This window comes from Pedobacter suwonensis, assembly GCF_044762335.1.
GTDB lineage: Bacteria > Bacteroidota > Bacteroidia > Sphingobacteriales > Sphingobacteriaceae > Pedobacter.
This window is the reverse complement of sequence record NZ_JBIWEB010000006.1, coordinates 159,621-180,816: the sequence shown is the minus strand read 5'-3', so window position 1 is coordinate 180,816 and position 21,196 is coordinate 159,621. Positions and strand designations below refer to the sequence as shown.

The 21,196-nt window shown below is 41.4% G+C and carries 12 protein-coding genes; 9 read left to right on the top strand and 3 right to left on the bottom strand.

The window, feature by feature from the left end; all coding sequences use genetic code 11:
* Positions 1 to 100: 100 nt before the first annotated feature.
* From ACIQXP_RS11915 to ACIQXP_RS11900, 4 genes are all read left to right on the top strand, one after another.
* Entirely contained in the window at positions 101 to 1,189 is a 1,089-nt protein-coding gene (locus tag ACIQXP_RS11915; RefSeq protein ID WP_387503902.1) for an endo-1,4-beta-xylanase, read from the top strand.
* 343 nt (positions 1,190 to 1,532) lie between these two features.
* Positions 1,533 to 4,157 carry a glycoside hydrolase family 3 protein gene (locus tag ACIQXP_RS11910; RefSeq protein WP_387503901.1) on the top strand — a complete coding sequence of 875 codons (2,625 nt, stop codon included), beginning with the start codon at positions 1,533 to 1,535 and terminating at the stop codon, positions 4,155 to 4,157.
* A gap of 62 nt (positions 4,158 to 4,219) precedes the next feature.
* Positions 4,220 to 5,599 carry a glycoside hydrolase family 43 protein gene (locus ACIQXP_RS11905; protein ID WP_293744537.1) on the top strand — a complete coding sequence of 460 codons (1,380 nt, stop codon included), beginning with the start codon at positions 4,220 to 4,222 and terminating at the stop codon, positions 5,597 to 5,599.
* Positions 5,600 to 5,675: 76 nt separating this feature from the next.
* A complete protein-coding gene (locus tag ACIQXP_RS11900) occupies positions 5,676 to 7,748 on the top strand; it encodes an alpha-glucuronidase (protein WP_402757551.1) in 2,073 nt (690 codons plus the stop codon).
* Positions 7,749 to 7,952: 204 nt separating this feature from the next.
* Here ACIQXP_RS11900 and ACIQXP_RS11895 read toward each other — a convergent pair whose 3' ends face one another.
* Together ACIQXP_RS11895 and ACIQXP_RS11890 are read right to left on the bottom strand one after the other, a co-directional pair.
* Positions 7,953 to 10,415: a glycoside hydrolase family 95 protein gene (locus tag ACIQXP_RS11895; protein WP_387503899.1), complete on the bottom strand. Its 2,463-nt coding sequence runs from the start codon at positions 10,413 to 10,415 to the stop codon at positions 7,953 to 7,955.
* 19 nt (positions 10,416 to 10,434) lie between these two features.
* The gene (locus ACIQXP_RS11890; RefSeq protein ID WP_387503898.1) at positions 10,435 to 11,310 is read right to left on the bottom strand and encodes an alpha/beta hydrolase; all 876 of its coding nucleotides are present in this window, start codon (positions 11,308 to 11,310) and stop codon (positions 10,435 to 10,437) included.
* Between the two features lie 477 nt (positions 11,311 to 11,787).
* Between ACIQXP_RS11890 and uxuA the strand changes: the two genes are divergently transcribed.
* Both uxuA and ACIQXP_RS11880 read left to right on the top strand, forming a co-directional pair.
* The gene (gene uxuA, locus ACIQXP_RS11885) at positions 11,788 to 12,972 is read left to right on the top strand and encodes a mannonate dehydratase (protein WP_387503897.1); all 1,185 of its coding nucleotides are present in this window, start codon (positions 11,788 to 11,790) and stop codon (positions 12,970 to 12,972) included.
* Positions 12,973 to 13,045: 73 nt separating this feature from the next.
* The gene (locus ACIQXP_RS11880; RefSeq protein ID WP_387503895.1) at positions 13,046 to 14,710 is read left to right on the top strand and encodes a glycoside hydrolase family 43 protein; all 1,665 of its coding nucleotides are present in this window, start codon (positions 13,046 to 13,048) and stop codon (positions 14,708 to 14,710) included.
* A gap of 273 nt (positions 14,711 to 14,983) precedes the next feature.
* Here the strand turns inward: ACIQXP_RS11880 and ACIQXP_RS11875 are convergent, their stop codons facing one another.
* The gene (locus ACIQXP_RS11875; protein WP_387503894.1) at positions 14,984 to 16,084 is read right to left on the bottom strand and encodes a glycoside hydrolase family 43 protein; all 1,101 of its coding nucleotides are present in this window, start codon (positions 16,082 to 16,084) and stop codon (positions 14,984 to 14,986) included.
* A 601-nt stretch (positions 16,085 to 16,685) separates the two neighbouring features.
* Here ACIQXP_RS11875 and ACIQXP_RS11870 point away from each other — a divergent pair.
* The 3 genes from ACIQXP_RS11870 to ACIQXP_RS11860 all read left to right on the top strand — a co-directional run bounded on the left by ACIQXP_RS11870 (position 16,686) and on the right by ACIQXP_RS11860 (position 21,171).
* A complete protein-coding gene (locus tag ACIQXP_RS11870) occupies positions 16,686 to 17,573 on the top strand; it encodes a sialate O-acetylesterase (RefSeq protein WP_387503893.1) in 888 nt (295 codons plus the stop codon).
* 10 nt (positions 17,574 to 17,583) lie between these two features.
* Positions 17,584 to 18,957, top strand: coding sequence for a glycoside hydrolase family 43 protein (locus tag ACIQXP_RS11865; RefSeq protein WP_387503891.1), 1,374 nt, complete (start codon positions 17,584 to 17,586; stop codon positions 18,955 to 18,957).
* A 261-nt stretch (positions 18,958 to 19,218) separates the two neighbouring features.
* The gene (locus ACIQXP_RS11860; protein WP_387503890.1) at positions 19,219 to 21,171 is read left to right on the top strand and encodes a glycoside hydrolase family 97 protein; all 1,953 of its coding nucleotides are present in this window, start codon (positions 19,219 to 19,221) and stop codon (positions 21,169 to 21,171) included.
* Positions 21,172 to 21,196 lie beyond the last annotated feature (25 nt).

Below are 21,196 nucleotides of genomic sequence, written 5' to 3'. Positions count from 1 at the left end.
AATTCATTACATGACATTTGTTTCCTTAAATTGACGATAAGAAGCTTGGTCAGCACAAAAAACCTGCGATTTTGCAACTTTATCGCTTACCTAATCAAATATGAGAAAACCGAAAATCTTCCCTTACCTGGCCATTTTACTTTTTTTTACTGGCATCATGTTCAGTGCATATAAAAACAAGGAGTTTAACACCAAAGGATTAAAAGACTATTACCGAAAATATTTTCCCATAGGTGTGGCGGTTACTCCATGGGACCTTAGCGGTGATAAGCGGAATTTAATTCTTAGCCAGTTCAACAGCATCACAGCTGAAAATGCAATGAAAATGGGTCCGATCCATCCTATGGAAAACACCTATAACTGGAAAATGGCAGATTCTATCGCATCGTTCGCCAGTACAAATGGACTGAAGCTGCGTGGGCATTGTTTGGTATGGCATAATCAAACCCCTCGCTGGTTATTTAAAAATGAAGATGGAAGTGTGGTATCCAAAGAAACTTTGTTAAAAAGAATTCAAGCGCACATTAACACTGTTGTAAGCAGATATAAAAAAGATATATATGCCTGGGATGTGGTTAACGAGGTTATAGCCGATGATTCTGCCTATTTCCGCAAATCGCCGCTATACCAGATCGCAGGCGAAGATTTTGTAGAAATGGCTTTCAGGTATGCCCACCAGGCTGATCCCAATGCCCAGTTGTTTTACAACGACTATAACACAGAACAGCCATCTAAACGTGAGAAAATTTACAAAATGCTTAAAGGTCTGCTGGCTAAGGGTGTGCCAGTCCATGGTGTTGGATTACAGGGCCATTGGTCTGTAAATAATCCAAGTCGTTCTGAACTGGAAAAATCCATTGCACTATTTTCCTCATTAGGACTTAAAATTCAGATTACAGAGCTGGATGTATCGGTTTATAGCGGCAATCAGGGCGGACGTTTAATCCAGGGCAGTAAAAGTGGCAATACCGAACAGTTTACACCTGAAATGGAAGAAAAGCAGCGCCAGCAATATAAAATGATTTTTGAAGTGCTGCGTAAATATAAAGCTAACATCACGGGTGTGACTTTCTGGAATTTATCAGATCAATACAGCTGGCTGGACAACCGTGGCCGGAAAAATTTTCCGCTGTTATTTGATCAAAATCTGATGCCAAAAAAAGCATTTTATGAGGTGGTAAAATTTTAACTAACACGCTTACTGTGAGTCGTTTGAACACATAAAAAAAATGATTTTACAGTCACACTGAGGAATAAATTATTATATAAAATCAATATGAATGATAGCAGTATTTAATGGAAACAGGGATTCTTTCAATGGTAGTATGGTCGAAGCGCTTTATTGATGGGTTTAACTCTTCTCCGACGACGCTCAGACTGACCTACGATATAAAATTTTACTTTAAAAACGCTTTACGTCTATATACAGGCACTATTAACCAGATCAATCTAAATCATCGAATCTTTTTATAATCTGCAATAACAAACAGATACAAAAAAATTCCTAGCAGTAAGCTTTTAGCAGCACAATTATGAGAAAACACGACCTTAAAAAATTATTTCTTGCAATCTTGCTCTGCAGTTTCTGTGGTTTTGCCGGTGCCCAGGAGTATCCATTTCAAGACTACAAACTCCCGTTTGAAAAGCGGGTAGATGATCTGGTTTCAAGACTTAGCCTGGATGAAAAGGTTATGCAAATGCTTAACTCGGCACCGGCAATTCCCCGCTTTAAGATTCCGGCATACGACTGGTGGAACGAAACTTTACATGGAGTAGCCAGAACGCCTTTCAAAGTCACTGTTTTTCCTCAGGCCATTGCCATGGCTGCAACTTTTGATCCATCTGCACTTTATAAAATGGCCGATTATTCTGCTTTAGAAGGTAGGGCTATTTACAATAAAGCATTAGCACTGGGAAGAACAAATGAACGTTATCTTGGCCTGACCTACTGGACTCCGAACATTAATATTTTCCGGGATCCGCGCTGGGGAAGAGGCCAGGAAACCTACGGTGAAGATCCTTACCTGACAGGCACGCTCGGCGACGCTTTTGTAAGAGGCCTGCAAGGTGATGATCCAAAATACCTTAAAGCTGCTGCTTGCGCCAAGCATTATGCGGTACACAGCGGTCCGGAACCACTTCGGCATGTTTTTAATACCACAGTAAGCGCTTTCGATTTATGGGACACCTACCTGCCCGCATTTGAAAAACTGGTTACACAATCTAAAGTTGCGGGAGTAATGTGCGCTTATAACGCCTTTCAAGGCCAGCCTTGTTGCGCCAATGATCTTTTAATGACCGATATTCTACGCAGAAAATGGAACTTTAAAGGTTATGTTACCTCTGATTGCTGGGCAATAGATGACTTTTATAAAAACCATAAAACCCATCCAAATGCAGCATTGGCGGCAGCCGACGCTGTTTTTCACGGAACGGATCTGGATTGCGGTACCGAGGCCTACAAGGCGTTGATCACCGCGGTAAAAACGGGCATTATTAAAGAAAAAGACATTGATGTTTCCGTGAAAAGACTATTTATGATCCGATTCCGGTTGGGCATGTTTGATCCGCCTGCCATGGTAAAGTATACCAATACCCCTGGTACTGTACTTGAAAATAGCGAACATAAAGCACATGCCCTTAAAATGGCCCGCGAATCGATGGTGTTACTCCGGAATGAATCACATACGCTGCCATTAAAAAAGAACCTCAGAAAAATTGTTGTATTGGGCCCTAATGCTGATAATTCAATTTCAGTATTGGGTAATTATAATGGAATTCCTTCAAAAATTACCACAGTTTTAGCGGGCATCATGGAAAAGGTTGGCCAGCAGACCAATGTAGTTTACCAGCAGGCCATTTCATTTACTAATGATACGCTTTTAAGTTACCTTGATTTAAACAACGAATACAAAATAAACGGTGTTCAGGGATTTAAGTCAGAATATTTTAATAACACTACGCTTGAAGGCGAACCGGTATTAACCCGTACAGAACCCAGAATTGAAAACAATTGGCAGGAAGGTGAAAAAATTGCCGATAAGTTAACAGCCAACCATTTTTCTGCCAGATACAGCACCACATTTAAACCATCCGCTTCAGGTTCGATCACTTTTGAATTGAATGCTGATGACGGCTATCGTTTTATGATTAACGGTAAAAGTGTAATTGATGCCTGGTCGAGGAACCGATGGGGCGCTAAAACCTATAAACTAGAGACCGTAAAAGATTCGGTTTACAATCTGCTTGTAGAATACTGGCAAGGGGAAGGAAGTGCAAACATCCGCTTTAAGGCTGGCACCTTTGTAAAAACCGATTTCAATGCGCTGAACAAAAGCCATGCAGATGCTGATGCCTTCGTATTTGTAGGCGGGATTTCTCCACAACTTGAAGGAGAGGAAATGAAAGTGGATTATCCTGGATTTAGCGGAGGAGACCGAACTTCTATCATGCTTCCTGCCGTTCAAACAGCCTTAATGAAATCGCTTAAAGAGACCGGAAAACCAGTTGTTTTCGTGATGATGACCGGTAGTGCCATCGCCATACCATGGGAAGCTGAAAACATTCCGGCTATTCTGAATGCGTGGTATGGTGGTCAGGCTACAGGTGAAGCCGTAGCGGATATTCTATTTGGTGACTACAGCCCATCCGGGCGATTACCGGTTACCTTTTACGCAAGTGATCAGGACCTTGGTGATTTCAGCAATTACAGCATGAGCAACCGAACTTACCGTTATTTTAAAGGTAAACCACTCTATGGATTTGGCTATGGACTTAGCTATTCTTCTTTTTTATATGAAAAGTGCGTTGCTCCTGCGGTATTAAAAGCTGGAAAAGGTATGGAGATATCGGTTCAGGTTAGTAATAGAGGAAGTGTAAAGAGCGACGAAGTTGTTCAATTGTACCAGCTCAATAACCAAAAATCAATCAAATCAGCAGCTAAAGCTTTAAAAGGCTTCAAGCGAATCAGCCTTGAACCCGGAGAAAGTAAGCTGGTTAAATTCAGCTTAAAAGCCAATGATCTTGCTTATGTTGACCAGAATGGATCGAAACAATTTTACAAAGGCAGTATTACATTGGCAATCGGTGGTAGCCAACCAGATGAGTTAGCTGCCAAAAGCGGAAATATCATTAAAAAAGTTATCCGCGTAAACTAATCTGGAACTAAGATAACTCATTAATCCTTGCAATAAACCATTAACAATCTACAACAATGATAATGAAACAAGCAAACCAAAAATACCCTAAACTCACGCTCCTATTTTGTCTATTATTCATGCTGGCTAAAAATTCTTTTGCTGATGACCACATTGCCAGCCATCGTCACCTTGCAGACCCGGCCACGCTGGTTTATAACGGAAGGGTTTACCTTTATGCCTCAAACGATGATGACAATACCGATGATAAGGATAGTGGCTATAAAATGAAATCCATTGTTTGTATTTCCAGCAGTGATATGAAAAACTGGACCGACCATGGTGTGGTGTTTGAGGCGCCACGTGATGTAACCTGGGCCAGCAGAACCTGGGCGCCTTCAGTTATTGCCAGAAATGGTAAAATTTACCTGTATTTTGGTAATGGCGGTTCAGGAATTGGTGTAGCTACCTCCTCCTCCCCCATCGGACCATTTAAAGACCCATTGGGCAAAAAGTTAATTGATAATGAGACGCCTGGGGTACAGCCTGCAAAAAATATGTGGTTATTTGATCCGATGGCATTTTTGGATGATGACGGACAGGCCTATCTATATTTCGGAGGCAATGGCGAAGACAATATGCGCGTAATTAAATTAAATGAAGATATGATCAGCGTGAATGGGCGCGCGACCTCATTTCATGTTCCTGCTTTTTTTGAAGCTTCATGGATGCACAAGCGAAACGGCAATTACTATTTTTCGTATTCCTCTAATCCTAAGGCAGAAATGAGGATTGATTATATGATGAGTAAAAATCCGACCACCGGATTTGTTTACAAAGGTGTTATTGGCGCACAACCACCCAACAATAACAATAATAATCACCACGGCATATTTGAATTTAAAGGAAAATGGTACCATGCTTATCATAACAGAGTTGTGGCTATTAAAAAAGGTATTCCTCCGGTTTACAAACGGAATTTGGCAATTGAAGAGTTAAATTATAAGCCGGACGGTTCGATTGTTCAAATCAATTATACTGTAAATGGCGTAACGCAAATTGGCGCAGTAAATCCTTACCAACGTAACGAAGCCGAAACCCTGCAGGATCAGGAGGGGATCATGACTAAAAATACAGCTGATGGCGGGATGCAGATTTCGGGCATGAAGAATAATAACTGGATCAAAATTCAAGGTGTAGACTTTGGCAAAAAAGGCCCAAAACTATTTAGCGCCCAAATCAGCGGCCTCTCAGCCGGCACAAGCCTTGAGGTGCGCGCAGGTAGTTTAGATGGAAAACAGATTGCAAAACTGGTTTCGACCGGAAAACAGGCAGCTGGCTTACAACTGCATACCGGAAAAGCAGAACTTATCAAGGGGAAACAAGATCTGTATCTGGTAGTATCCGGGGTTGATTCGGCTAACGGAATTGATATAGACTGGTGGCGTTTTCAACAGCGTTGAACATTCCGGCATTTATCTCAATAAAAGGAAAAGATTCGGCCTGAGCAGCTGAAAATTAGATCAAATATATCATAGCATGATTGTAAAAGGAAAAATGGCATATATTAAAAGGATCATTATCGTTGCATTGCTGATGCTAAACCAGGCCGCAGTATTAAAAGCTGAAGATGGCCACGCCCTATGGCTTAGAAACCATTCTGCTATAAAAGTTAATATTTTAAGCACAGTACGCTCCGCTACTGTAGATCTTGCCATAGCTGAACTCAGAAATGGCTGGTTGGGTAAGGAGAATATGACCATTAAACTTAATTTAACTAAAAATCCGTCGATTAAGCGTGATGGATTTCAGTTGGAGGAAACAGCAATCAACGCCCGCACAGAACTGGGTTTATTATATGGCACCTACGAATTGTTAAGACGCCAATACCTTAACCTGCCGCAACGCAACGTCATTTCAAACCCATCTTACTCCAGGAGAATCCTGAACCATTGGGACAATTTGGATGGCAGCATTGAAAGAGGTTATGCCGGAAGTTCGATATTTTGGGGCAATACGGCCAATGGATTAAATATTACAAATCAGGACCGAGAAAAATGGAAAGCTTATGCCAGGGCAAATGCATCAATTGGCATTAATGGTGCGGTTTTAAACAATGTAAATGCCGCTGCAAAAATCCTGTCTCCGGCTTACCTGGAAAAGGTAAAAGCCATTGCAGAAAGTTTGCGTCCTTACGGAATAAAAACCTATTTATCTGTTAATTTTTCATCACCGGTGCTTATTGGCAAATTAAAAAAGGCAGATCCATTGGATCCTTTGGTTAAACAATGGTGGAAAGATAAAGCAGCTGAAATTTACAAACTCATCCCTGATTTTGGAGGATTTCTGGTTAAAGCCAACAGTGAGGGGCAGCCTGGTCCGCAGGATTACGGAAGAACCCATGTGGATGGAGCGAACATGCTGGCTGATGCCCTGGCTCCTTTTAACGGAATCGTGATGTGGCGTGCCTTTGTTTACAACCCATCACCGGAAGACAGGACCAAACAGGCTTATAAAGAATTTTTACCACTGGATGGAGCCTTTAAGAAAAATGTAATTTTGCAGGTAAAAAACGGACCGCTTGATTTTCAGCCCAGAGAACCCTTTAGCCCATTATTTGGCGCCATGTCGAACACGCCGGTGATGCCTGAATTCCAAATCACCCAGGAGTATCTGGGCGCTTCCAGACAACTCGTTTTCCTCTCTACCTTATGGGAAGAATGTTTAAATAGCGACACTTACAAAAACGGAAAAGGGAGTACAGTAGCCGCCTGCACCGATGGCTCATTAAGCAAAACAGATTTTACCGCCATTGCTGGTGTGGCCAATATTGGCAACGATGTAAACTGGACCGGACATACTTTTGCCCAGGCAAACTGGTATGCTTTCGGACGCCTGGCCTGGAACAACAAACTTGAAAGCAAAACAATTGCTGAAGAATGGATAAAACAGACTTTTCTGGATGATAAAGAAAAGAAAACCGACGCCAACTTCGTTAAAACCATCCGGGAAATCATGCTTGACAGCAGAGAAGCAGCCGTTGATTATATGATGCCATTAGGTTTACACCATATTTTTGCGGAAGGTCATCATTATGGACCGGCACCTTGGTTTTCAAATGATAAAATCCGCCCCGACTGGACCTCCGTTTATTACCATAAGGCAGATACGGCAGGAATAGGTTTTGACAGGACCAGAAGCGGCAGTGATGCGGTTGATCAGTATCATGAGCCATTAAGCTCAACCTTTAATAATCTTTCCAGCTGCCCGGAAATTTACCTGCTGTGGTTTCATCATGTACCCTGGTCTTACCGTTTAAAAAATGGCAGGGATTTGTGGACAGAACTATGCATCCGTTATGACCATGGCGTTCAACAGGCGAGGTCTTTTCAGAAAGACTGGGACAAAATAAAGGGATCGATAGACAGCGAACGTTTTGCAGAGGTGCAATCTAAACTCCGAACACAGAGCAGAGATGCCCAAATCTGGAAAGATGCCTGTCTACTTTATTTCCAGCAGTTTAGCAGAAGAGAAATTCCATTTGAAATCGAACGCCCGGTCCATGATCTTCAATCGCTAAAAGAACTGACCAAAAGCCGGGATTATGAATAGGAATATCATTCCATCAGGAATCGTCATTGCGAAGAGCTTTTTTAGCCAACGAAGCAATCTTTATAGCAAGGATTTATACGAAAGATTGCTTCGTCCTTCCTCCTTATAATGACGACAAGTCTAGAGTTAATACTTGGAATCCCCCAACATCTTTGCATCCTTCGCGCCAAAGCGCTGTGAACTTTGCGGTAAAACAGAGACTTTTTATTTTTTATACATCGTATAGGTTTTCCCAATAGCTGTTTTAATATCATACAATTGAGTTTCAGGTAAATCAATAGTTACAGCTGGCGCTAGCTTGGAAACTACCGGTTTTGGTGTCTCGTTAAAGAAGAAAAAAGGATTTTCATTGTCACCAGTGGCCTTTTTAGCTTTAAGTTTGGATAAATTTAATTCATTAGGTACCCTGATCCTTAAATTTCCGCCCAAATGCGATTTAATCACCAATTTGGTAACCATACCGTTTACCCATTCCAGTTTAACAATCTCAAACCCACCCTTCGCTCTTAAGCCGTTAACATGTCCGCTTGCCTTCCAGACATCGGGCAGTGCAGGTAAAAGTTGAATGGCGCCGTTATCTGATTGCATCAGCATTTCTGCAATACCCGAAGTACAGCCAAAATTACCATCAATCTGAAAAGGCGGGTGCGCATCAAAAAGATTGTTGTAAGTACCACCGTTTGCACGGTTTCCTCCCACAGGTGTTAACTGGCCCTGAATAAGCTGGTAGGCATGATTTCCATCCAGCAGCCTTGCCCACCAGTTCACTTTCCATCCCATGCTCCAACCTGTAGAAACGTCGCCCCGTTGCAAGAGTGTTTTCCGGGCCGCTGCATACAAATCCGGCGTTTGGTATGGCGATATCTGAGCAGATGGGAATAAGCCATATAAATGAGATACATGCCGGTGATGATCATTTGGATCGTCGATATCATCAATCCATTCCTGCAACTGGCCATACTGACCAACCTGCATTGGCGGGAGTTTACTGCGCATCATTTTCAACGTATCAATCAGGGCTTTATCTTCAGCCAAAATTTCTCCCGCACGGATTACCGAACTAAAAACATCATACACAATTTGGTTACTCATGGTTGTTCCAGCATCGAGCGATGAGCCCTGATGCGCCGGTGGGGCGTTTTCGGGAGACATATCCGGATTTATAACCAAAAGTCCTCTTTTAGGGTCTTTAACCAGAAAATCAACATAAAACATCGCTGCCCCCTTCAAAGTTGGATAGGCTGACTTAAGAAATGATCGATCTCCACTGTAAAGATAGTGTTCCCAAAGGTGCTGACTCGCCCAACCACCACCATGAGTCCATGCGCCCCAGAATGCGCCATCAACAGCGCCTGTTGTTCTCCAGATATCTGTATTATGATGCGCCATCCATCCCCTCGCTCCGTACATATCATGGGCAGTCTGCTTTCCGGTTTCGCCCAGTTCCTGAACCATTTTTAAGAAAGGCTCATGCAACTCGGCCAGATTGGTTTTCTCGGCAGGCCAATAGTTCATTTCTGCGTTAATGTTGATGGTGTACTTGCTGTCCCATGGCGGATATAATTTATTATTCCAGATGCCTTGCAGACTAGCAGGCTGCCCGCCCGGCTGAGAACTCGAAATGAGCAGGTAGCGTCCATATTGAAAATAAAGAGCTGCAAACTGCGGATCATTAACCGAATTGAAATTTTTGAGCCTGATATCAGTAGGTACATGATCAAAATCACTTTTCCCTATTGATAAATCTAGCCGATCAAAATATTTGTGATATTGTAATTGATGTGCTTTTAAAACAGCCTCGAATTTTTTAGGCAACGCGCGGTTTAGCATTTCCCTGGCCTTTAATTTTTCATCGCCGCTAATATTTTTGTAACTGATAAAGTTGGTGGCAATAGCTAAATAAATGGTTACTGCATTGGCATTTTCTACCACAACTGCACGCTCGGTACTCGAGATTTTACCGCCAACATGCTTAAATGCCGCGATCCCATTAAAGCGGACAAGCCCCGGTACGCCCTCATGAGAGGCAGCAGTTCCGGTAATTTCAATTTGCCCTGGCACCTGCATATTCATTTTCGCATTGGGCTGCAGGGAAGATAATGAAGCCGTAAAACTTAATGCACCCGGTTTACTAGAGCTAAGCTCAACCGCAATTACGCCATCGGCCAGTGAGGCCAGCACACGCCTGGTGTAAACAACATCTTTTACCTGGTAAGTGGTGGTGCTTACCGCATTACTGATGTCTAATTCACGGTAAAAGTTAGTATAGGTTTTATGACCAGCAAAATCCAGGTGTAAATCAGCAACAGGTTGAAAAATCTGTCCCTGAGATTTTTTGCTGATGATCACCTTATTGGCAAGCAGTTCTGCCTGTTTTTGTTTGCCGTCAAAAATTAGTGCTCTGATGCGGGGCAATGAATCTAATGCCAAAGGATTATCATTTCTGTTGGGACTACCGCTCCAAAGGCTATGTTCATTTAGCTGAATAATTTCATTAACTACATTTCCATAAACCATTGCGCCAAGCCTGCCGTTACCCACAGGTAATGCATTTTCCCAAGTTTGGCCAGACGGGCTATTATACCATAGTTTTAACTTTGGTTTTTGCTGGGCAAGGCTTGATAAAACAACATTGGTGAATAGCAGCAGGGTTACAATTTTTTTCATGAAGCAGAATAATCAGTCGTTAAGGATTTAGGCTATACTTTTGAAAAGCAGCCTGATCAACAGGTTTAAATAACAATTGACTAAACAGGTAAAGATCATTTTTCCATACTTTGAAATCATGCACGCCCGGTTCAACATAGTAAATATGGGGTACATTTTTTTCTACCAGGTATTCGTGGGTACGTTGAGAGAAATTAAGTAATCGATCGTTATCCCCGCAGGAGATCCAAAGCAACTTAAGCATGGTTTTAGCTTTGGCCGGATCTGGCAATAATTCAGCGGGCACTTTGGTATTTGGCGCAGAAGAAAAGCCGCCAACCCAGGCGAAAGTATCTAAATTACCCAATCCAAAATTTAAGGATTGACCACCGCCCATAGACAATCCGGCAAGAGCTCTGTGTTCCCTGTCTTTAAAAACAGGATAATTTTTTTCTACATATGGAATCAGATCCTGCAACAGATCCTTTTCAAAGGTTACAAAAGCAGCAACTTTATCCGGAGCCATAATATTTCCGGTAGCACGGTCATCTTGCATCGCCCTTCCGTTCGGCATCACCACCAGCATCGGTGCAAGCTTTCCCGCAGCATACAGGTTATCAAAAATTACCTGAGGTTTACCACCGTTCAGCCATTCCCTTTCATCGCCACCAATCCCGTGGAGCAGATATAAAACCGGGTATTTTTTGGTTTTCAGGTAACCTGGCGGGAAATAAATAGTAGCTTTTCTGTTTGTCCCAACAGTTTTTGATGCATACTGGATCGTATCTATTTTGCCATGCGGGATGTTTTCCTGATTAACATCGAAATCTGCAGGCGCCGCAGGAATCTGCTTTTGTGCGAAAACTGCAACCTGAATAAAAATAAGTGTGGCGAAGATGGAGATTAATCGTTTCATTTGAATTGGTTAGCGGTGATTGGCAGCAATAATTGATAGCCTGCCTGAAATTAATTATTAATACAAACTTAAGCGCATCGCACATCAGGGTAATGGAACCATTGATTATTTTGAGTGCAAAAATGTTCAAAAATGCCTTTAAGCAGAACAAATCATCATTTATTTAAAAATCTTTAATGAACTTCGGTTTAGAGATACTTTTCGGAAAAAGGTATCTTACCGGAAGCATTTCGTAATTACCAGACTTTAAACATCAACTAAGCTAAGAAAAAATTAGCTTGGTTAAGCATTTTAGCAATCGATTGCAGAAAAAAGTCCAAATGGTTGCGGGCATAACATTTTACAGGACCAAACCTAAAAACCAAATATGAAAAACAACCTTAAAGAGCAGCGATGTATTACTGCTCAGCGTAAAAAGCAGAAAGGAAATGCGATGATATGCAATCATAAAATCTCTGAAAACAATAACGTGATGCTATGAAAATGATCCAAACCATGCGCTGGTATGGCCCTGATGATATTGTTACGCTTGCCGATATCCTGCAGGCAGGCTGCACTGGAGTAGTAACGGCTTTACATCATATCGCCGTTGGAGAAATCTGGACTGAAAAGGAAATAATGGCACGGAAATCACTCATAGAATCTTCTGGTCTGGTTTGGGAAGTGGTAGAAAGTTTACCGGTACACGAAGATATAAAAAAGAGACAGGGCGACTATCAGCAGTGGATTGAAAATTATAAAATCAGTCTGAAAAATCTGGCCAGCTGCGGCATTAAAGTAATTACCTACAATTTCATGCCGGTGTTAGACTGGATGCGTACCGATTTAACATTTAAAACCAGTACCGGCGCACTCGCCTTACGATTTGAGAAAACAGCCTTCATTGCGTTTGACCTTTATTTGCTAAACCGACCGGGTGCAAGTGCTGACTATACGCCACAGGAACTGGAAGATGCCAAAAACTTCTTTATTAAACTCAATACAAAAGAACAAAGCACTTTAATGAGCAACTGTTTGCAGGGCCTGCCGGGAAGTAATGATCATTTTACCAGAGATCAGGTATTGAATTTATTAGAGGGATATCAAAACATTTCCGCAGAAATACTCAGCAATAATTTAATCAGTTTTTTAAAGGAAATTACGCCAACGGCGGATCAAAACGGATTACAACTCGCTATTCATCCGGATGATCCTCCCTACCCGATTTTGGGTCTGCCCAGAATTATGAGCACAGAAGAGCATGCGCACAAAATATTACAGGCAGTACCTGCACCTTCCAATGGAATCTGTTTTTGTAGCGGGTCTTTCGGTGCCAGGCCAGATAATGATTTAAAAGGAATGATTGAACGTTTGGGCAACAAAATCTATTTTCTACATCTGCGCAGCGTTCAGCGAGAGGATAACGGCAACTTTTATGAAGCCAACCACCTGGAAGGAAATGCAGAGATGAGCATTTTGGTCAGGGCTATCCTAAAACTCATGTCCGAAGAAAACCGTGCAATCCCTATGCGCCCCGATCACGGGCACCAGATGCTCGATGATTTAGATAAAAATCCTTACCCTGGCTACTCTGCTATAGGAAGACTGAAAGGACTTGCCGAACTACGCGGACTCGAATTGGGCATCAGCGAAACTTTAAAGGCAAAAAACATACTTCATTAGATAATCGCAAAAATCCTGTTTTAAAATTAACATCAAAAATCCGAGCATATTTCCTCAATAACTAAATACAATTATGAAAAAAATCCTTTATCTATTTTTATTATGCTTCACCACACAAGCATTTGCCCAAATAAAATTTACCAATCCCATTCTTGCCGGTTTTTACCCGGATCCAAGTATCACTAAAGTGGGATCTGATTATTATCTGGTTAATTCTACTTTTTCCTATTTTCCGGGCATTCCTGTTTTTCACAGCAAGGATTTAAAAAACTGGAAACAGATTGGAAATGTGATTGAGCGAAATTCGCAGATGACTTTTCTGGGCGACGGAACCTCACGCGGTCTGTTCGCGCCGTCTATCAATTACCATAACGGAACCTTTTATATGACTTGTACCAATATAGATAAGGGCGGAAATTTTGTGATGACGGCTAAAAATCCTGCAGGTCCATGGAGCGATCCGGTATGGCTTCGTGATGTACGCGGAATAGATCCATCATTATTTTTTGATCAGGATAAGGCCTATATTGTTTACAATAGTGATGCTCCTGATAACAAACCCCTTTATAGCGGCCATCGTACCATCCGCACCTATGAATTTGATCCTGCAACGCTCAAAGTTAAAGGGGAAGAGCATTTGCTCGTAAATGGTGGTGTGGATATTTCTAAAAAACCGGTATGGATTGAAGGACCACACATTTTTAAACGCGGTGATTGGTATTATATCTGCGCTGCTGAAGGTGGCACGAGTGTAAACCATTCGCAGGTTATACTTAGAAGTCGCTCGGCTACCGGCCCATATGTACCTTATGAAAAAAATCCGATTCTCACGCAACGGGATTTAGACCCCAACCGTGCAAATCCGATCACCTCAACCGGCCATGCCGAACTGGTTGAAGGACCTGATGGAAAAACTTACGCCATTTTTCTTGCAGTGCGTCCATATGAAGGGAATTTTTACAACACCGGAAGAGAAACTTTCATCGCGCCGGTTAAATGGACAGATGGATGGCCGGTAATCAATCCCGATTTCAAAGAAGTACAATATCAATATGAGGCGAATTTTAAAGAAGTTAAACAAAAGGGAACGCCACCACAAAGTGGTAATTTTTCTTATCGCACCACATTTGATAAAGTTTTAGATCCATCCCTGTTATTTTTAAGAAAAAACGACAGTTCATGGTACAAACTGGACAGGAAAAATGGGCTAACGATGAAACTTAAGCCAGCAACCTGCATGGAAAAAGGTAACCCAGCTTTTTTAGGCAAAAGGCAGCAACACATGTTCTGTTCAGCCAGTACATCACTACATTTTTTACCGAAATCTGAAAATGAAAAAGCAGGATTTATGGTCTTTCAGGGGGAGTTTAATTTTTACTTCATGTGTAAATCCGTTAAAGAAAACAGAGATGTCATTCAGCTTTTTAAAGGCGACCAGGCGACAAAACAAATGGTGTTAATTACGGAATTGCCTTTGCCTGAGTCATCAGCCGATCTACAGCTGGCGATTGAAGCTAAAGGTGGCTTGTACGATTTCAAATATCGTCAGGGAAATGGCGACTGGCTGATTCTGAAAAAAGATGTTGATGGCAAATATTTAAGTACGCAGGCCGCCGGTGGATTTATCGGGTCTCTTTTCGCGCTGTATGCTACCTCGTCTGGTCAGCCAAGTGATAATACAGCGAGTTTTAAATGGATCGATTATAGCGGAAATGATAAAATTTATAATTCTAAATAAGATTCGACTCTAAGTCGTATCATTAGTTGAAGGCCCTCTTCTCAGTTCGGTAGTTATCCGTATTGAGAAGAGGGCCTTTCTAATTGTAATTCTGAGAGGCAATTTATGGAATAAAATTAATATGAGTTACAGATGAATTAAGCAGATAATATGCCTTAAAGAATCGTCATTCCCAACTTGATTGGAAATCTTAAAACACTTTCATGAAGATTTCCGCCCGCTCGGGAATGACGAATGTATTGATGGATTTATCTTTAATAGCCCAGGGGATAGTTAACCCTTATTTGGTTTTATCAGCTCAATCGTGCCATCTTTAAGATGCTTCAGCTCGGTTACTTTCACATTTCTTAAATGTGTTTTTCCGGAAAGCTGGGTATCATGATAAAAAATATACCACTTACCTTTAATTTCAACAATGGAGTGATGAGTAGTCCAGCCCTCTACAGGCGTCATGAAAGTGCCCTGGTATTTAAAAGGTCCCCAGGGGCTATCTGAAATGGCTGATGCCAGGTAATGGGTATCGCCTGTTGAATAGGTAAAATAATACTTCCCATTGTATTTATGCATCCAGGCACCTTCAAAAAACCGGCGATCGTGATCTTTTGTAAGCAGTGGCTTGCCTTGAGGATCTAAAATGACTACATCCTTCGCCTTGCCATCAAAAGACATCATATCCTCGCTTAGTTTCGCAACTTTTGCCGTTAAGGCAGGTTCGTTTTCTTTTTGAGAATCAGTCTTAGAACCATTTGGATCATATTTTCCGTCTTTCCAGCGCTGAAGCTGTCCACCCCAGATCCCGCCGAAATACATGTAGCTGCTGCCATCGGTATCGGTAAACACCGCCGGGTCAATACTAAAACTGCCTTCAATCGGTTCTTTAGCTGCTTTAAAAGGTCCGGCCGGATCTGTAGAGGTGGCCACCCCTATCCTGAAAACATCATTTTTATCCTTAACAGGAAAATAAAGGTAATAGGTGCCATTTTTGTAGGCTGCATCCGGCGCCCATAATTGCCTTCCGGCCCATGGAATATCACTTACAGATAGCGCAGGTTCATGAATGGTAACCTTGCCACCAATGCTGTCCATACTCAGAATCCGATAATCTTTCATATCAAAATGATCGCCATTGTCATTTTCTTTTACGCCTGATTCGATATCATGCGACGGATAGATATAAATTTTACCGTTAAATATATGTGCAGAAGGATCTGCAGTATAAATTTCTTTCACCAATGGCTCAGAAAGATATTGTTTCTTCTCTGTTTTTGAAGTTTCTTTTTCCTCAGCATCTTTCTTTTTTTCCTGGCAGGAACTTCCTAAAGCAACCATCAGGGCAATGGCCAATGCAGATTGGCTCTTGATTTTTAGATTCATTTTTATTCATTTTTGGTTAATAAGATTCCTGAAAATTTCATTCAAATCAGGATACAATCATTTACTTCGTTTTAAAATCCTATGGAATTACCTCCATCAACAAGCAAAACAACATTAGTTACATAAGAAGAAATGTCTGTGATACGGCTTCCATTTACCTGAATTATTTTAATTGCCAATTATTTATCGCTCTCTTGATCATAAACTTTATGGATAAATAGTGACAGATCATTTTTTTGACATGCTTATTTTATCTTTAATATTTATTTGGTTAAAATTTGCCCCTGTTTTCAGATAAAATACATTTAAAAACTAAAGGTGAGGCAAAAGATAAAACTATGCTAAAAGAAGATTTTAGTATAGAAACTTTGAATAATATGTTAGCAGAAATGTTGATTTAATAAAAAAAATATACCTGACAACTACATATTATAATCTGCCAACAATATAAACCTATATTGAGAAAATGAAGCTGGTTGGCAACCAGCAATAGAATAATTCGGATCAATTTTAATCATATGAGCGTTTTTTATGACGAAAAATGCTACTGCTAATCTGTGGCATTTAATACTTTAGCGAGAGGTATAAATGATGAATGAGTATGAAAAAATTAACCGCAGACAGGCTAAAACAGGCCGTAAGCTATTCAAAAAAATTGGGCTTAAGATTAGGAGTTATTGTATTACTTGCATTAACGTTTTGCAATAGTGAAAAATCCTATGGTCAGGATCAGAAATTATATGTTTTTCTGAGCTTTGGTCAATCTAATATGGAAGGTAATGCGCCTTTCGAACCTCAGGATACAACAGTAAACAATAGATTCAGGGTGCTACAGGCGGTTGACTGTCCGGAATCAGGCCGTAAAAAAGACAATTGGTATACGGCTAAACCACCGTTGTGCCGATGCAAAACCGGCTTAACTCCGATGGACTATTTTGGCAGAACGCTTTTAGATTCACTTCCTAAAGATGTGCGAATTGGCGTGATCAATGTAGCAGTTGGTGGTTGCAAAATTGAGTTATTTGATAAAGATTCTTATCAAACCTATACCGCTACCGCACCGGATTGGATGAAATCGGCCTTAAATGCCTACGGCGGAAATCCATACGGTCGTTTGGTAGAATTAGCCAAAATTGCACAGCAATCAGGCGTAATAAAGGGCATTATGATGCACCAGGGCGAATCTAATACCGGAGATCAGGAGTGGCCAAAAAAAGTGAAGGCGGTTTATGAACACCTCATCAAGGACTTAAATTTAAATCCGTCAACTACACCCCTTCTTGCCGGTGAAGTGGTTAACGCAGATCAGGGAGGAACATGCGCATCAATGAATAAAATTATTGCAACCTTGCCAACGATAATTCCCAATGCACACATCATCTCATCAGCTGGTTGTACCGCAGCTGCCGATCACCTCCATTTCAATGCGCAGGGCTATCGTATGCTCGGCGAACGTTATGCAAAAACAATGCTGTCTTTGTTAAAATAAGATCAGAGTAATGCAGAAAAAAATATTTGGAATATCGTTTTTAGTGGCACTGTTGCCTGTATTGGTCAGCTTCGCACAAAACCCGATCATTCAGACTTATTATACGGCCGATCCGGCACCAATGGTACACGATGGTACCGTTTACCTATACACTTCTCATGATGAAGATGTTACCGAAAAAAACTTTTTCACCATGAACGATTGGCGGTGTTATTCTTCAAAGGATATGGTGAACTGGACTGACCATGGCGCCATTTTGTCCTATAAAGATTTTAGCTGGTCGCGCGGTGATGCATGGGCAGGCCAGTGTATCTTCAGAAACGGAAAATTTTACTATTACTTACCTGTAAACCAAAAAAATGGCGGAAATGCAATTGGTGTTGCCATCTCCGATAAGCCAACGGCTGGCTTTAAGGATGCGCTGGGAAAACCCTTACTTTCCGGCTTTGGCTACATTGATCCAACTGTTTTTATCGATGATGATGGGCAGGCTTATCTGTACTGGGGCAATCCTCAATTATATTATGTAAAACTGAATAAGGACATGGTTTCTTATGATGAAAAAGTTGGGATCGTAAAAGTGCCGCTTACCAGCCAAGGCTTTAGCCTGAGGAAAAAAGACGCAGAAAAGAGGCCATCAGAATATGAGGAAGGACCATGGCTTTTTAAACGAAAAAATAAATATCACCTGCTTTATCCGGCAGGCGGCGTTCCTGAACATCTGGCTTATTCTACCAGCAAAGGCCCAACAGGGCCGTGGATATATGGAGATACGATTATGAAAGTGATTGAAGATCGTGGTGCATTCACCAATCACCCCGGATACATCGATTTTAAAGGTCAGTCTTATTTGTTTTATCATGATGGTTCTTTACCCGGTGGCGGAGGCTTTAAACGTTCGGTTTGCATTGAACCGTTTAGTTTTAACGCTGATGGATCAATTCCCAGAATTAACCGCACCAAAGCAGGCGTACTAAAAAGCGCTGCAAACCTGAATCCTTTTAACCGTGTAGAAGCTGAAACCATTGCATGGTGTGAGGGATTAAAAACGGCCAAAGATAGCTTAACAGGGACTATTTTTGTAACCAATATTGACAATGGCGATTACATCAAAATCCGCAGTGTTGATTTTAGCAAAGGCGCAACTCAGTTTGAAGCAACCGTAGCCTCCTTATCCTCAAAAGGAAACATAGAACTTCGGGCAGATAGTTTAAACGGCAAGCTGCTGGGAAAACTGGAAATAAAATCAATCAAAAATACTCAGGATTGGAAAACGCAGCTTTGTAAAATTAATAAGATTGCTGGTGTACACGATCTGTATCTGGTATTTAAAGGCGAAGGTAAAAACCTCTTTAATTTCGACTGCTGGCGTTTGATCCGTTGATAGATAAGTGTTTTTATCGTCTGCAGTTCACCAATATAAAAAGCAGCTGTAACCTGCTCACAAATAAGGTTTTTAATAAATTGCTAACCTTTAATTGGGTAACATCATATCTGTATCTGGCAAAATAGATTTTGAAAAAACAATAAACGTTACCATAACATTTAATTTTTTTTCCTAATTTTCGGTTTTCAAATACTGATCCGATCAATCTAAACCAAATAAGCTTATTCTATTTTGATGAATATCCCTAAATTTTTAACTATGAGTTATTTTAAAGGCATTTTACTGGCAGTGGCATTAGTTGCCAGCCACATTTTATCTTTTGCCCAGGATTTGAACGTTACAAGTCCTGATCAAAAATTAATGGTTAAGCTTTATTTGAATGAGGGTAAACTTTATTATAATGTAACACTACAGGGAAAAGAAATGATTGAGCGGTCTCCTTTGGGACTTCGTGGAAGCCAGATGGATTTGTCAACAGGGCTAAAATTGACCGGCCGGCAATTACGAAAAATAGATGAGCGGTACAGTGAACCCAAAATTAAGATCAGCAGTGTAAACTATCAGGCAAACGAGCTCATCTGCAAGTTTGAAAATACCGCAAAAAATCAGCTTGAAGTGGTATTCCGGGTGAGCAACAATAACATTGCCTTCAGGTATCAGATCCCTCAGACCGGTGAACCTGCAAATTTTGTTATTGAAGAAGAATTGAGTGGATACAAATTTCCGGCAAATACCACCACATTTTTAACCCCGCAAGCTACGCCAATGATTGGCTGGATGAAAACCAAACCTAGCTACGAAGAGGAATACAATCCCGATCAGGCCATGGGCATTCCATCAAAATACGGCGTAGGTTACACTTTCCCTGCTCTTTTTCATTTAGGGGCTGATGGCTGGGTATTGCTATCCGAAACGGGGGTAAATTCACTATACTGCGGATCAAAGCTGAGTGAAGGAACTAAAGATGGCCGTTACAAGATTGCTTTCCCTGAACCTGGTGAAAACAATGGGATGGGAAGGGCAAATCCAACCATTCCGCTTCCAGGCTACACTCCCTGGCGAACCATCACAGTTGGCACTACCCTTAAGCCCATTACGGAAACAACCATCCCCTTCGATGTTGTTGAACCGCAGTACAAGGCTTCAAAAGAATACACCTTTGGACGTTCAACCTGGAGCTGGTTGTTATGGCAGGACCCCAGTATTAAATATGATGACCAAAAAACGTTTATTGATCTGGCAGCTTCAATGGGTTATGAATTTGCCCTGATTGATGGCGGATGGGAAAAAAATATTGGCTATAAAAAAATCGAAGAACTGATCGCGTATGCTAAAACCAAGGGTGTTGGTATATGTTTGTGGTACAATTCCAATGGATTCTGGAATGATGCTCCTCAAGATCCTAAAAACCGCATGAACACGGCTTCGGCAAGAAAGCAGGAAATGGCGTGGATGCAGCGAATGGGTGTTAAAGGAATTAAAGTGGATTTCTTTGGTGGCGACAAGCAGGAAACGATGAAACTGTATGAAGACATCCTTTCTGATGCCAATACCTTTGGATTAACAGTAATTTTCCATGGCTGCACACTACCCAGAGGCTGGGAACGGATGTATCCCAATTACGTAGGGAGTGAGGCGGTATTAGCATCAGAAAATCTGATATTCGGGCAACATGCCAATGATAATGAAGCTTTCAATGCCAGCCTGCACCCTTTTATACGGAATGCTGTAGGTGCTATGGAATTCGGACCAGTGCTCTTAAACAAGCGCCACAATAAAACAAATGATGGTGGTACGATCAGAAAAACTACCGAAACCTTTCAGATTGCCACCGCTGTACTTTTCCAGAGCCCGGTACAAAACTTCGGCATTACCCCTAATAACCTCACCGATGTTGCTCCTCATATCATCGACTTTATGAAAAAAGTGCCTACCACCTGGGACAATACGGTCTTTATTGACGGATATCCCGGGAAATATTGCGTACTGGCACGCCGTCATGGCGATACCTGGTATATCTCAGCTATAAATGCTGAAACCACAGCGAAAACAATAGACATTTCACTTCCGATGTTAACAGGCACTGAAGTTACGTTATATTCTGATGCCGACGATCGGTCACCACAGATAAAACAGCTGAAATTAAACAGGTTAAAACAACTAAAAGTAAAACTTTTACCGGGTGGAGCGAATGTGATCGTAGGAAAATAAAATAGCTCAACAGGAGGGGATGGTT